This window comes from Phaeobacter sp. BS52, from assembly GCF_045040595.1.
Taxonomy (GTDB): Bacteria; Pseudomonadota; Alphaproteobacteria; order Rhodobacterales; family Rhodobacteraceae; genus Phaeobacter; species Phaeobacter piscinae.
The window spans coordinates 1,911,505-1,925,329 of record NZ_CP090662.1; the positions used below are offsets into that span (position 1 = coordinate 1,911,505).

Genomic DNA, 13,825 nt, shown 5'->3' on the forward strand with positions numbered 1-13,825 from the left:
GGTATGCGACGGCACCGACCAGGGATTGAGATAGGACATTGGCTATGACTTCTGACACCAACGACGCCGCATTTAACGACCGCCTGCTGTCGCTCGGCCTGGCCCGCGTGGCCGAACAGGCCGCTCTGGCCTCTGCACCGCTGATTGGTCGCGGCGACGAGAAAGCCGCCGATCAGGCCGCTGTCAACGCCATGCGCGAACAGCTGAACCTCTTGGATATCGCAGGCGTCGTGGTTATCGGCGAAGGGGAGCGGGACGAAGCGCCCATGCTCTTTATCGGTGAGGAAGTCGGCACCGGCAAAGGCCCCGGCGTTGATATCGCGCTGGACCCGCTCGAAGGCACCACGCTGACCGCCAAGGATATGCCGAACGCGCTGACCGTGATCGCAATGGGGCCGCGCGGCTCTATGCTGCACGCGCCGGACACCTATATGGACAAGCTGGCCGTCGGTCCGGGCCTGCCGGAAAATGTCGTATCGCTGGACATGAGCCCGCGCGAACGGGTTGAGGCGCTGGCCAAGGCCAAGGGCTGCGCCCCCTCTGACATCACCGTCTGCATTCTGGAGCGCCCCCGCCACGAGGCGATGATCGCTGAAGTCCGCGAAACCGGCGCCGCCATCCGCCTGATCACCGACGGCGATGTGGCTAGGCGTGATGCATTGCGCCGAATCTGAAATTACCGGCATCGACATGTATATGGGTCAGGGCGGCGCCCCTGAGGGTGTGCTGGCGGCAGCTGCGTTGAAATGCATGGGGGGTCAAATCTTTGGCCGCTTGTTGTTCCGCAACGATGATGAGAAAGCCCGCGCCGCCAAGGCCGGCATCACCGATCTGGACCGCGTCTATGCCCGCGACGAGATGGTCACCAGCGATGTGATCTTTGCAGCCACCGGCGTCACCGGCGGCTCGCTGCTGCCCGCGATCAAACGTCAGCCGGGCTGGGTCGAAACCACCACACTGCTGATGCGCTCCAAAACCGGCTCCGTGCGCCGGATGAGCTACCGGACGCCGCTCAGCGCGCATCAGTAGGATCTGATCTTGCGACGTATCGCAAAGGTTGGATTTTGAGTATTTGAAGAAAGGTGAAAGGCCGGGTCCGCGCAGATCCGGCCTTTGCCATAAGAACGCCCCGTCAGCGCCCGGGGCAGGCACGCGGAAAAGGGACGAAGACATGAGCTTTCTGGGAGTTGAGACCTCGCTCAGCGGGCGTCGCTGGATTGGCCCCGATGTGGAGGTTGCCCGCGCGGCCGAAATGATGGAACAGCAGACCACGCTGCCCGCCGCCGTCTGTCAGGTCCCTGGCCCGGCGCGGCGTGCCCGCCCATGAGGCCAGCGGATTTCTGACACCGCAACTGAAAGAGCTGCTTCCCGATCCGCGCCGGATGAAGGACATGGAACCCGCCGCGGCCCGTTTCCTGCAAGCGGTGGAGCGGCGCGAGCGGATTGCGGTCTTTGCCGATTATGACGTTGATGGCGGCTCCTCGGCAGCGCTGCTTCTGGTCTGGCTTGATCAGGTCGGTCTTGGGGCCACGCTCTATGTGCCCGACCGGATCGATGAGGGCTATGGCCCCAATGATGCGGCGATGGCCGCGCTGGCCCGTGACCACGATCTGATTGTCTGCGTCGATTGCGGCACGCTGTCTCATGGTCCGATTGCCGCCGCCAAGGGCGCTGATGTGATCGTACTCGACCACCACTTGGGCGGAGAGACCCTGCCCGACTGTGTCGCAGTGGTGAACCCCAACCGCCAGGATGAGGACGGCGACCTGGGCTATTTCTGTGCGGCCGGCGTGGTGTTTCTGATGCTGGTAGAGCTACGGCGCCAGATGCGGGACAAAGGGCTCGGCACCGGTCCTGATCTGATGGCGCTGCTGGATCTGGTTGCCCTGGCCACCGTCGCCGATGTGGCACCGCTGATTGAGGCGAACCGCGCGCTTGTCCGGCAAGGCCTCAAGGTGATGGCCGCCCGGCAGCGGCCCGGACTGGTGGCACTGGCAGATGTATCGCGCATGGATTCTGCCCCCTCCACCTATCACCTTGGCTTTCTGCTCGGGCCACGGGTCAACGCGGGCGGGCGGATTGGCAAGGCTGATCTGGGTGCGCGCCTGCTGGCCACCAACAACCCAGCCGAGGCCGAGGCCATCGCCGCGCGTCTGGATGAATTGAACACCGAGCGCCGCGATATCGAAAACGCGGTTCGCGCCGCCGCACTGGAACAGGCGGAGGCGCGCGGTCTGGATGCCCCTCTGGTCTGGGCCGCTGGTGAAGGCTGGCACCCCGGCGTTGTCGGGATTGTCGCCTCGCGCCTGAAAGAAGCCGCTCAGCCGCCCCGCCATCGTGATTGGCCTTGATGGCGACGAGGGCAAGGGATCGGGTCGCTCCGTGAGCGGCATTGATCTTGGAGCCTCCATCCAGCGGGCTGCCGCCGAAGGGCTGCTCATCAAAGGGGGCGGCCACAAGATGGCTGCCGGTCTGACCGTGGCCCGTGACCAACTGGAACCGGCGATGGAGCGGCTCAGCGCCCTTTTGGCCAAACAGGGGGCTGGCGATCTGGGACCAAGCGATCTGAAACTTGACGGGATGCTGATGCCCGGCGCCGCCACCGTGCCGCTGATTGAGCAGATCGAACAGGCAGGCCCCTTTGGGGCTGGCGCCCCCGCCCCACGCTACGGCTTTCCCGACCTGCAGGTGCGGTTTGCCAAACGAGTTGGCGAAAGCCACCTGAAACTCTCGCTCAGTGACGGGTTGAGCAGCGGGATCGATGCCATCTGCTTTGGCGCTTTTGACACCGCGCTGGGGCCGCGTCTGCTGGACCATGGTGGCGCGCGGTTCCATTTTGCCGGTCGGCTTGAAATCAATACCTGGGGCGGCCGCCAGTCCGTGCAGCTGCGGCTGGAGGATGCCGCCGAGGCCTGAGATCGGTCACGGAAAAACACTGCGCACAAAGGCCCTGCCCTCTTAGAATAACCATCCTCCGCCCAGGATAAAATAATTTACGATACTGGTGTTTTTTGGCTTGCGGGTTCCGGCGCGAAACACTAAATACCCGCTCACACCAAGTGGCCCGTTCGTCTATCGGTTAGGACGCCAGGTTTTCAACCTGGAAAGAGGGGTTCGATTCCCCTACGGGCTGCCACTTCTCCGCACAATTGTCGTGATATATCACTTGCTCCTTGCGTAGTGTAGCCTGGGTTTGGCGTTTAACTGCTCGCCATCACCGCACAGATACGATCACCTAATCCGGTCAACTGGCGCTCGTCTCATCGGCGGCGAAGCCCTGCAACCGTCCTTTCTGCGGTTTGGGCCGCACCAACAGACAATCGCTGAAAGCTGCCAGACACCATGCGCAGCATACCCATTTATATTCATGTTTTTCAGAAGCTTGCAGGGCATCTCTCGGAGCTGAAAAAAACTCGCGTGGATGTCAAAATCCCTCTTGCGCCGGGGCGATCTACTCAGTAAACACGCCCTCACAGACAAAGTGGCCCGTTCGTCTATCGGTTAGGACGCCAGGTTTTCAACCTGGAAAGAGGGGTTCGATTCCCCTACGGGCTGCCACTCTGTTTTCCCCTACATAGCGCGATAAAAGCAACGAGCACGCCATCCATAAGGCGGGCCTGATTGTGCAAACCTCTGACTGCCACGGCCAATCCACAGTCTGCCCGCTGTCAACCAGCAGGAAACATGTGACAGGCAAACGGCATTACCGCTCTGATGTGATCAAACCCGGCTCTGGGAGGGGGAGTCCAGCCGCAAGACCAAGCCAGCAGCGCATCAGACCCTCTGCCACAACTCCAGCAGCGCCGCAAACCAGCGCATGGTTCAGCGCTACGCCTCGGGATCCTGCTCTTCCATACCTGGCTGATAGAAGAAATGGCGCGCCCGGCCAGCATTCTTTGCCGCATAAAGCGCCACATCCGCTTGATGGAGCAGCGTTGCCGCATCCAGATCTTCAGAGAAGGCGGCCGAGAGCGAGGTGCCAGCGCTGGCCGAAATCTTGCAGGTCTTGTCACCGAAGGGGATTGGTTCCTCGATGCTGGAAATCAATCGGCGGGCAATACCTGAGAGCTGTATCCGGTCAGTAAGACCCTCAAATATAAGAACAAACTCATCTCCACCGACCCGCGCGACTGTGTCATTCTGGCGGGTGCATTGCACCATCAGCTTGGCCACCCGTTGCAGAACCGTATCGCCTGCGGCATGACCAAGCGTGTCATTGACCTCTTTGAAGAAATCAAGATCCACATGCATCAGGGAGAAATCCCGGCCGGAAGAGATCAGCCGGTTCAGGATGTGATCCATCGCGCGGCGGTTCTTCACACCCGTCAGCGTATCTGTAAACGCCTGCTCCTCAGCGGCGATTTTCGCCCCCTGCAGGCGCAGGTTAAGCTGGCGCGAGGCCTCCATGGCGGCGGATTTCGCCTCAACCAGATAGAGCATCTCAATGGTCAGATCCGTCGGGGAGAAATCAGCACTGGTGAGATCATAATCCCGCACCGCCTCAAGCACCGAAATGCCAAAAGACAGGTTGATGAACCCGCCCTTCCCCTCCGGGAAGGGGGCAAGCACGCCTTTCAGACCGGTTTGCGGTGCATCGCGAAAATTGAGATGCAGTTTCGCGCTGCAGCTGTCTTGATCAAATCCTCAGTGGACCGAACCCGACGCGGCCGTGCGAGGTCAAAGATCCGAAAGAACCGGCTGCCAATCCATTCGGTATCCGGGCGCAGCTTGCGCAATGTGGGACCAACCCCGGTAATCCGCCCTTCATGGTTAATGACCACATGCATCGGGCAGATTTCATTGGCGATGGAGGAGATTTCCCGCATGCTCATCATCATAGTGAATGCGCCCCCAGGTCGAAGGCACGGCCTTCGGCAAATTCAGTTTCAACCAGGGTGATTGCAATCACCTCTGCGTTGTCCTGCGTGCCTGAATGATCAAGGAAAACCAGATCGCCGTAGTCATCCGCCATCGCCCTCAGCGACCCCCATCAGCACATGGGCGTACCCTGGCAGACCGGGCTGGCAATGCAGTTCAAATTGCCCGGGCGCCTGTTCAATCAGCTCCAGCCCCGGCAGGTTCAGATCGGCCACAGCCAGCCGCGCGCGATCCGGCAGATCATCCAGTGAATGCAGGAATTCCACGTAGTTGACCCCGCCAAAACGCAGCAACCGGCGCAGCGCCTCCAGCTGTGGGTTCGACACCAGAAACGTGCCCATATCCTCCAGCATTTCCGGCAACGGGCGTTTCAGAATATTTTCTGCAGTCCGCAACATGATCTGGGATTGCTCATCCGTATAGGTAAGCATCGCTTCGAACTCGCTAAAGCCGAGCTCTGCCGTATCCATGATTGCCTGCCAGCTGTCCTCCCCGAAGGTGGTGCTGACAAACGCCTGGAATGCCCTATTGATCAGACCGTGCATCATTGGCCCCTTGTTACGTGTCTCTACTTTTGGCCCAGCCTGGTTAATAAAGGGCCAACAATTAAAATTGCTACGGTTTTCCCTCAGATCAGCGTCGGCGCTGTATCAATACCTCCAGATCGCCCAGTTTCAACGTATTCTGCCGTGCCGGAGATATCTCGAAACGGCTAAGCCTGCGCCGCCGCCAGCAAGGCCTCGACCTGTTCTTTTGTCTGCTGCTGCGCCGGTGGTCCGCGATCCAGAATTATACGATCCAGAATTATACGGTCCAGCATGTCCGCGCCGTCCGGGCCAAACCGCAAGGCGAGGGTCTCCAGCTGCGCCCCGTCCCGCCCTTCTCTGAAGAGCAGCAAGGCCAGCTCCGCCGCCTCGTCTGAGGTCACTCCCAGCGCGCCGCGAATAAGCACACAGCCCGCGCTGCCATCCGGCAGCAGCCGCTTGCAGCCGCGAATCCAGCGCAGCAGCTGAAAACGCTTCAGCCCTCTGAAATCATCTGCTGTCACTGTGGCTCCGGCGGGCTGTACGGGCAGCAGCTCAATCAGCTCCTTGCGCTGATCATCGGTGACGTCCACCACATCCTTCGTCATCTGCCAACGGCTCGTCGCGCTGCGGGCCAGCTGCAGGCGATTGGAGAGATCTGTATCCCCGGTCTCTTCCGCGTGGGCCTCCAACCGCGTCAGCGCGTCAAGCCCGCCCTGCCCCCAGTCATGGGCCATCTGCCACAGGGGCAGCTCTGCTGCCTCTGTCTCACCCGCCAGCACCCGCGCCACCTGATTGTTGGCCGCAATGCGCCCCGCATCCACCAGCGGCGTCAGGGCCAGCGCCAATGTGGCACCGGTCATCAGCGCCAGGCCGACAATGGCGCGCCGCAACAGATCCGGCCAACCCGCGCCTCCGATGGCCGCACAGCCAGGCATAGACCAACCCGTGCAGCAGTAACGTCATCGCAAACAGCAGCGCATAGATGCGATCCGGCGTCCAACCATATTGCCAAACCCGCATCAGGACCGCCCAGGCTGCCAGACCCGTGACCAGCATCAAACCAATCGCCAGCAGTCGTGCCGCCATGCCGTTTGCGCCCCTTGGATGCTCCTGCCGAGTCAGTGCGACGCAGACCAGTGTCATCATCACCGCTGACATCGCCATCAGCGTCGCAGCCGAGGACAGATGACCAAAGGCGCTGGACAACCCCTGCAGCGGGATCGCGGCCAGAAACAGGCCAACCACCAGCAGCACAGGGATCAACAGCAGGCTGAGCAACCGAAACAGAAGATGCGGCGCGCCACCGCCCCCCAGCTCCTGCACCACCGCCAGGCCCAGACCAAAGACCGCGCCGCTCAGCGTCAGCGCCAGCCAATCCACCTCGGCGATGTCTTCCAGAATGGTGATGTTGACCAGATCCAGCAGGGCATTGGACAACAAACCAAGAATCCAGAAGACCGCGACAAATCCGACCCCGCAGGCCAGGCGAAACACGATACCCCAGCTGGCCGCAGACAGTGCCGCAAACCGGGTCCAGCGGTCGGGCGTGGACAACCGCAGCAACACAAATGGGCAGGCCATGGCGCCAAGCGTCAGCGCCATCAGCACCAACACCTCATTCTGTAGCAGATCGGTCGCAACCGGGTAGCGCAACGCCGCCAGAAACATCAGCGCGGTCATCGGCACCGCAACCCAAAGCGCCCCGCGCAACGCACGCAACAGCGACAGCGGCCCGATCATCGCCAGTGCTGCGCCACAGAAACTGGACAGAAACGCAAACATCGCCAAAAACAGGCTCTCAGAGAGACCCGGCTGGTCCCAGTCCCGCGCCAACAGCCACATGGCAAATCCGCTACCCGCGCCCAAAGCCACCATAGGCAAACGGGCGCGCAAAGCGGTTGCAGTATCCGGGTCAGTCATGGCAGCGATTCTCTCGTTAGATCGGCCTGACTTATACACTTGCGCAAAATAATGGCAGAGGTCTGAACGCGCGAAACTTCCCCTCAACTGCCATTAGAAATCGGTTGGGGCGCCTCCCTCGGATTTACGGCGTGCAACAAAATCCGCCAGTTCCTCTTGCCGGGCGACATCCAGCGGTGGCGCTTCAAATCGGGCAATGATCTCCTTGAACAGATTATGCGCCCGTTCCGGTGTCCAAACCGCACCCGCCGCCTCCCAGGCCTCATAGTTGCGCCAATCGCTGAGGTAGGGTTGATAAAACGCGGTGCTATAGCGGTCCTGCGTGTGCTGAATACCAAAGAAATGCCCGTCGTTTCCGACCTCACGAATGGCCTCCAGCGCGATATCCTCGGGACCGGTGCCAATGACCTCCGGCTGCATATAGCGCTGGATCTGCTGTAGGATCTCGCAATCCATGATAAATTTCTCGGGGCTGGCGATCAGCCCGCCTTCCAGCCATCCAGCCGCGTGATAGACCATATTGGTGCCCGACTGCACCGCCGCCCAGAGCGAATTGGAGGTCTCCCACATCGCCTGCCCATCCGGCACATTGGCCGCGCAGACACCCGAGGATCGCATCGGAAGACCATAATAGCGCGCCATCTGCCCGGTCATCTGGGTCGAGCGCATATATTCCGGTGTGCCAAAGGCCGGGGCACCGGATTTCATATCCACATTGGAGGTGAAGGTGCCGATCACACAGGGCGTGCCGGGGCGGACATATTGAAACAGCGCAATCGCCGAGAGGGATTCGGCAATAGACTGCGCCACAGCCCCCGACATGGTCACCGGCGCCATCGCGCCTAGCCAGCGTGAAGGGTGTGACCACAATCGCCTGCCCCCGCCGTGCCAGTCGCAGACAGCCGTCGATCATAGGCTGGTCGTGTTTCAGCGGCGAGGTGGAGTTGATGTTGGTATACATATGTGGTCGGGCCTCGAACTCCTCATGAGTAAGCCCGCCTGCGATCCGCACCATCTCCATCACATCCTCGACCCGCTCCTTGCCCAAGCTGTAGGCGTGCATCGCCTTGTCGGTGAGGGTCAGCTTGTCATAAAGCACATCCAAATGCCGGACCGAGGCATGAATATCCACCGGCTCCACCGGATACCCCCCGGCAAAATGGATGCAGTTGAAATACTGGGTCAGCTTCAGCAGGTTCTGGCATTGCTCACGGGTGCCCGCGACCTTCGCATTCAGCGACATATCCCAGTAGTTCGGCGGCGAAGACACATTGCCGAACAGGATATGATTGCCCCCCACCGGCAGGGTTCGGTCAGGATTGCGCGGCGTAATGGTGAATTCCGATGGCGCCTTGGCGACCATCTCCATCACGAACTCCCGGTCCAGATGCACCCGGTCACCCACGACCTTGCAGCCCGCCTCCTTGAAGATCTCAAGCGCCTCATCATTGAGGAACACGATGCCGATTTCTTCGAGGATCCGCATCGCACCATCTTGAATGGCCGCCACGCCCTCGGGGCCAAGCGGCTCAATCGGGCGATCAATGTTGCGCGGCACCGACCATGGCATCTGCTCAATCACCGCATCCCCGCGCCGGGCCGCCGCGCCAGCGCGTCCGCCACCGCGTTTTCGGGTTCGTGTCTCTGTTGTCATGGCGGCCCTCCCTGCTGTCAGCTGATCGGTGCGACCACCCATGGGGGCGCCCGACCGTTGGCTCATAGCCTCAGCAGGCCCTGTTCAGGCGCGGTCCGAATGCCTGTTCCCGACAGGTTTGGTCGCTTTTCAGCGCCAACCCCGGTCAGATCACATATTTCTGGGCATATGTGTCCAGTTCACCCGATCCGACAGCTGCCAATCCGCTGCTCGGCGACACGGTCAGCGATCCAGCCAACCGGGGATATGGCCGATATCGGGCAGAACCACATCCGCATGGGCTTCCAGATCCGCCGCCCCGGCCAGACCGGTCAGCACCCCGATCCGCTGCATCCCAGCCGCCAATCCGGCCTCCAGATCATGCAGGCTGTCGCCCACCATGGCGGTGCGCTCCGGCGCGATACCGGTGGCGGCACAGAAGGCCAGCAGCGGATCGGCGTCCGGCTTGGCCCCGTGGCCGCTGTCAAACCCGGCAACAAAGGCAAAGCGATCCAGCACTCCGCTGCGACTGAGCTGTGACTTCGCCGACTGCTCCGCATCATTGGTCATCACCCCCAGCACCTTGCCCCGCGCCAGCAGATCATCGAGAAACGCCGCCAATGGCACCGCCTCGGCCAGGTCCGCCTCACCGGCGCTTTCGGCCATGTAGAGTTCCAGCTGATCCAGATCCATCTGTGGCACATGCGGCGCCAGCGCCTCCGCGACCTGCCGGTTGGTGGAGGCAATCACCAGGCTGCTGGGCAGGATCTTACCCGTCGCCAGATCAAAATCTATCGCCGCCGCCATTGCCTGCAACCGGTCCACCTCACCCTCCGCCAGTCGGTCCAGCAACCGGCCGGTCCAGCGGTTCCAGGTCTCGGCAAAATCAAACAGCGTTCCGTCCTTGTCGAACAGCAGGGCATCAACGGGCATGGGCACTCCTAGATCTGACATCCGCCCGACATAGCGCGCTGGCCTCAGGCGCAAGGGGCAGACGTGGGGCTGTGGTCCTCGATCCACCGGGGACATCGCTCGGACACATAGGCGATTGAAGCCCGCCGCACCAGCCAGCCCGTGGCCATGACCAGTCCGTCCTAGTAAGAGAGGTTAATCACATCCCTTAACGATGCCATCGCGCCCACCCATCAGCGCTGCCACATTCGCAGACCTCAGGTCCAGTGAACCTGCGCCCCACCCGGCAGCGCCATCCGCGCCTGCATCGGCTGGTCATAGGCCAGACCGACGCTGTCACAGAACTGCATGACCCAGGCGTCATCCATCGTCAGAAAGTCGAGAACCGAGCCCAGAAACTCAGGATTGGCCGCCTGCTCACGCAGATCTGCCTCACTCGCGCCGGTTGCGCCCAGAAAAACCGGCAGCAACTCATCGTTGCCTGCCAGCCAGGCAAGCGCTTTTAAGCCCAAAGTTTCGGCTGCATCGGCGGAAAATAGCATATGCGCACACATTCCTGACACTTCACGGTCAAATTGGTGAGAATACGAAAGGGTTTGTTAACCAGTCTCATTAAAACTTGAGTCAATTCCAATGCAAGGGGCGAAAGGGCACCACGTGCAGGGCACTATCCTTATTATCGACGGTGTTGCGACCAACCGGATCATGCTGAAGGTTCAGCTGTCCGCCGCCTATTACCGGGTGGTTCAGGCCGAAACTGTTGCCGATATTGCCAAAACCGCCCTGCGCTGCCGCCCCGATCTGATCCTCAGCGCCATGTCGCTGCCCGATGGCGACGCGGTTGCCGTGAAACAGGCGCTGGCCGCCGATGATCAGCTTGCCGATATTCCGATGATTGCCATCGATCACGACAGCGACGCCGACCGCCGCCTGGCCGCCCTGACTGCCGGGATCGACGATGTGTTGTTGCAGCCGCTGGATGACACCATGTTGCAGGCGCGGATCCGCAGCCTTCTGCGTGCCAGCAGCACCCAGGAAGAGCTGAATTTGCAGCGTGGCAACGCCCATGGCTATGCCCTGCCCCTCTCCAGCCCACATATCAGCGTCGGGCTGGGCGGCGCGCATGTCGCCTTGGTGACCGAACAAGCCGCCACAGGGGTCTACTGGCAGGCCCAGCTGACCCCGCGTGTGCCCTATCAACTCTGCAACCATCAGTTCAATGCGGTCCACCCCCTGATGCGGGAACCGGTGCCTGATGCCATCGTGATCGAACTGGGGCGCAACACGTTGGCGCAGGGGCTGCGCCTGCTGGCGGATCTGCGCGCCCGTGCGACGACCCGCAAATCCGTGGTTATCGCCGTGGTTCATCCCGCCGACCCTGCCATCGCCGCCGAGGCATTGGACCGGGGCGCGCATGATGTGCTTCAGTCCGGCTTCGACGTCGCCGAGCTGGCGCTCCGTCTTGACAGCCAGCTGCGCAACAAGGCCCGCATTGATCAGCTGCGCGACACCGTCCGCAACGGGCTGCGCGCCGCCGTTGAGGATCCGATGACCGGCCTCTTCAACCGCCGCTATGCCAAACCCTTTCTTGAGCGGGTCGCCAGTACCTCTGCCAAGACCGGCGAAACATTTGCAGTGATGCTGGCTGATCTTGACCATTTCAAGCAGATCAATGACCTCTACGGCCACCCGGTCGGCGATGCGGTGCTGATTGAAGCGGCCAAACGCCTGCAAACCGCGCTGCGCCCGGTCGATCTGCTGGCCCGCGTCGGCGGTGAGGAATTCATGATCGTGATGCCCGCGATTGGCGAGGCGATGGCCAAAGCCGCTGCCAGTGATCTCTGCAACCGGATCAACAGCAAGCCGTTCCATATCCCCGGCGTTGATGCACCGATCTATGTGACCATCAGCGTCGGCGTCGTCATCGGCGGGCGCGCCGCGACCGAGCACCAGCACTGCGGCACCGATCTCGCACCGCAGGATCACGACAGTGCCGTCAGCACCCTGATCACCAATGCCGACCGCGCGCTCTATGCGGCCAAACATGCTGAGCCGCAATCAGGTCTCTCTGGCAGGCCTCGCAGCCTGACAGCAACAACGCGACCTAAGCCGTCAACGGCACGGTCAAAGACCACCAGACACGGGACAGTGTCACCGGGCGCCAGTTGCCAAAGACCGGGACAACCCGGCAGACAACTGGCGCAACTACAGGCGGGACCGGCCGAGCAGCCATTTGGTCCAGAACCATGAAACGGGGCAGCGATCCTCTCACTGCCCCGTTCAGTATTCCAGTTAGTCATAGGCCCAGCCGACCGGCGATCAAAACCGGATCAGTGCTGCTTTCCTCGTTCAGTGCCGCCAGTTACGCCGTTTCGGGTGCTGGATACGCTCCTCAAGCTCGTCAGCATAGGCCGCCCGCTCCTCTGCGGTCATGGCAACGATCTGATCCAGCCAGGCCGCCTCAACGGAGCGCTGGAAATCATGTCGCCGTGTGGCCTGCGCCTCCAGCATCCCTCCCAAGGCCTCCGCGTCAAAGGGGCTGGCCCGCAGCAGGTCAACCACTTTGCCGCCTTCCGCACGTCGCCGTCCCTTGTAGCTGCCATGCTCGCCCTCAGCAGTCTTGCGCAGGCTGCGCCGGGTTTCAGCGTCTAGATCCCGAAACAGCATCGCCCCGACCGGAGGTGGCATTCCTGCACTTTTTTTGTGGCCAGTAAACCGCCAGGCCGCCCCGGCGACGACACCAACCACCGCAAGGTTCAGCGCTAGCGACGCCATCAGCAGCCAGCGCAGACGGCGGCCGGGTTTGGATTTGCGGGTCTCGTGGGTCATTCCATCTCCTCGCTCAGCACCACGGCCAAGTCGTAGCTGTCATCAGGCAGGCTGTCTTCGCTCAGCTCGATCCCGGCAAGGCTTACCGGGTCGGGCAGAAACGCAGGTGGCGCCAACCCGATCCACAGCCCGGCAGCGCTGGCCGTAGCCAATCCGCCAAGGGCAGGCCATCCGCCCAGCCCCGCCAACAGCTCCCGCAACCCGGCAAAAAATCCGCTGCCCGCAGCACCCGGCGGCGACGCCAGATCTGATGCCAGCGCCTGACGGTTTAGGATCGCCGCCTGCGTCGCCGCAGCCTCGCTCAGAATCGCCTGCTCCACCTCCTCAGGAAGGGGAGCCGGGGCAGCGGTCCGCACGCTGGCAAACAGATCATCAAGCGCCAGCTCAGCCGCGGCAAGATCCGCCGGATCCAACCTCTCCTCAGCATCAGCGCCCGTCTGTGTAGGCGCGGTTTTTCCAGTTTTATCAACCATCATTATACCCCAGTTCGGCCCGGCGCCCGGCCAGGATTGCCGCCAGCGCCCGCTTGCCCCGCGCGGTCAGACTTTCGACCGCCTCGACGCTGATGTCCATGATCCCGGCAATCTCCGGGTTCGCCAGATCTTCGATATGACGCAGCACCACCGCCTGCCGCTGACGCTCCGGCAATTGCATGAGTGCAGCCTGCAGCGCGTCCTGCCGCGCCCCATCCTGCATCTGCTCCGCCGCAGATTTCGCAGGGTCCGGCGGGTCGGGGATGGCGTCCAGATCCACATGTCCGCCCCGCAATCTGCGTTTATGATCAATACAGAGGTTCATCACCACCCGGTAGAGCCAGGTCGATAGCCGGGCGCGCCCCGGCTCCCAATGTTCCGCCTGCCGCCACAGCCGCACCATCGCCTCCTGCGTGATGTCCTCAGCCTCCGCGCGGTTGCCCAGAACCCGCATCGCAACACCCAGCGCCCGAGGCGCCAGCCGCGCCGTCAGCACACCCGCCGCCTCCGGATCACCAGCGGCAAAGCGGATCAGCATTGCCCCGTCCGGATCCTCCACGACCTCCGCCTGTGGCGTCGCCGGGGTGTCAGGCGGCGGCATCAGCGGGCCCTGCTCCGGGGCCCGCTCCGCAGTATTGGCAGACATATGCATC

General features: G+C 62.1%; 8 protein-coding genes, 2 tRNA genes and 5 pseudogenes. 5 read left to right on the forward strand and 10 right to left on the reverse strand.

From position 1 onward, the window contains the following. The first annotated feature begins 44 nt into the window (after positions 1-44). The 4 genes and pseudogenes from glpX to L0Z65_RS09300 all read left to right on the forward strand — a co-directional run bounded on the left by glpX (position 45) and on the right by L0Z65_RS09300 (position 3,558). Positions 45-1,029: pseudogene (glpX, locus tag L0Z65_RS09285) on the forward strand (class II fructose-bisphosphatase). 142 nt (positions 1,030-1,171) lie between these two features. Then, positions 1,172-2,916, forward strand: a pseudogene (recJ, locus tag L0Z65_RS09290) (single-stranded-DNA-specific exonuclease RecJ). A gap of 145 nt (positions 2,917-3,061) precedes the next feature. Then, positions 3,062-3,136, forward strand: a tRNA-Glu gene (locus tag L0Z65_RS09295). Positions 3,137-3,483: 347 nt separating this feature from the next. Next, a tRNA-Glu gene (locus L0Z65_RS09300) sits at positions 3,484-3,558 on the forward strand. A gap of 270 nt (positions 3,559-3,828) precedes the next feature. Here L0Z65_RS09300 and L0Z65_RS09305 read toward each other — a convergent pair. The 7 genes and pseudogenes from L0Z65_RS09305 to L0Z65_RS09335 all read right to left on the reverse strand — a co-directional run bounded on the left by L0Z65_RS09305 (position 3,829) and on the right by L0Z65_RS09335 (position 10,412). Then, positions 3,829-4,835 (reverse strand): annotated as a pseudogene (locus L0Z65_RS09305) (diguanylate cyclase domain-containing protein). Then, positions 4,835-5,423 (reverse strand): annotated as a pseudogene (locus L0Z65_RS09310) (heme NO-binding domain-containing protein). The pseudogenes L0Z65_RS09305 and L0Z65_RS09310 overlap by 1 nt, the downstream one beginning before the upstream one ends. A gap of 167 nt (positions 5,424-5,590) precedes the next feature. After that, complete coding sequence (locus L0Z65_RS09315) at positions 5,591-6,265, reverse strand: hypothetical protein (protein ID WP_405107013.1); 675 nt, start codon at positions 6,263-6,265, stop codon at positions 5,591-5,593. Beyond that, positions 6,171-7,325: a hypothetical protein gene (locus L0Z65_RS09320; protein ID WP_405107016.1), complete on the reverse strand. Its 1,155-nt coding sequence runs from the start codon at positions 7,323-7,325 to the stop codon at positions 6,171-6,173. The genes L0Z65_RS09315 and L0Z65_RS09320 overlap by 95 nt, the downstream gene beginning before the upstream one ends. Positions 7,326-7,418: 93 nt before the next feature. Then, positions 7,419-8,979, reverse strand: a pseudogene (locus tag L0Z65_RS09325) (trimethylamine methyltransferase family protein). Positions 8,980-9,201: 222 nt separating this feature from the next. Next, a complete protein-coding gene (locus L0Z65_RS09330; RefSeq protein ID WP_405107019.1) occupies positions 9,202-9,891 on the reverse strand; it encodes an HAD family hydrolase in 690 nt (229 codons plus the stop codon). A gap of 236 nt (positions 9,892-10,127) precedes the next feature. Next, on the reverse strand, positions 10,128-10,412 hold the full coding sequence (locus L0Z65_RS09335; RefSeq protein WP_014879450.1) for a DUF3572 domain-containing protein: 285 nt from the start codon (positions 10,410-10,412) through the stop codon (positions 10,128-10,130). A 115-nt stretch (positions 10,413-10,527) separates the two neighbouring features. Here L0Z65_RS09335 and L0Z65_RS09340 point away from each other — a divergent pair, with 115 nt between their 5' ends. Next, positions 10,528-12,120: a diguanylate cyclase domain-containing protein gene (locus L0Z65_RS09340; protein ID WP_405107023.1), complete on the forward strand. Its 1,593-nt coding sequence runs from the start codon at positions 10,528-10,530 to the stop codon at positions 12,118-12,120. Positions 12,121-12,219: 99 nt separating this feature from the next. Here the strand turns inward: L0Z65_RS09340 and L0Z65_RS09345 are convergent, their stop codons facing one another. Genes L0Z65_RS09345 through L0Z65_RS09355 form a run of 3 tightly spaced genes read right to left on the reverse strand, consistent with a single transcriptional unit; the run spans position 12,220 to position 13,824 of the window. Then, on the reverse strand, positions 12,220-12,699 hold the full coding sequence (locus L0Z65_RS09345) for a periplasmic heavy metal sensor (protein WP_405107026.1): 480 nt from the start codon (positions 12,697-12,699) through the stop codon (positions 12,220-12,222). Beyond that, a complete protein-coding gene (locus L0Z65_RS09350; protein WP_405107029.1) occupies positions 12,696-13,172 on the reverse strand; it encodes a hypothetical protein in 477 nt (158 codons plus the stop codon). Before L0Z65_RS09350 ends, L0Z65_RS09345 begins: the two co-directional genes overlap by 4 nt. Continuing rightward, positions 13,165-13,824 (reverse strand): RNA polymerase sigma factor, encoded by a 660-nt coding sequence (locus L0Z65_RS09355; protein WP_118067465.1) that lies wholly within the window; start codon positions 13,822-13,824, stop codon positions 13,165-13,167. Before L0Z65_RS09355 ends, L0Z65_RS09350 begins: the two co-directional genes overlap by 8 nt. Between the last annotated feature and the right edge of the window lies 1 nt (position 13,825).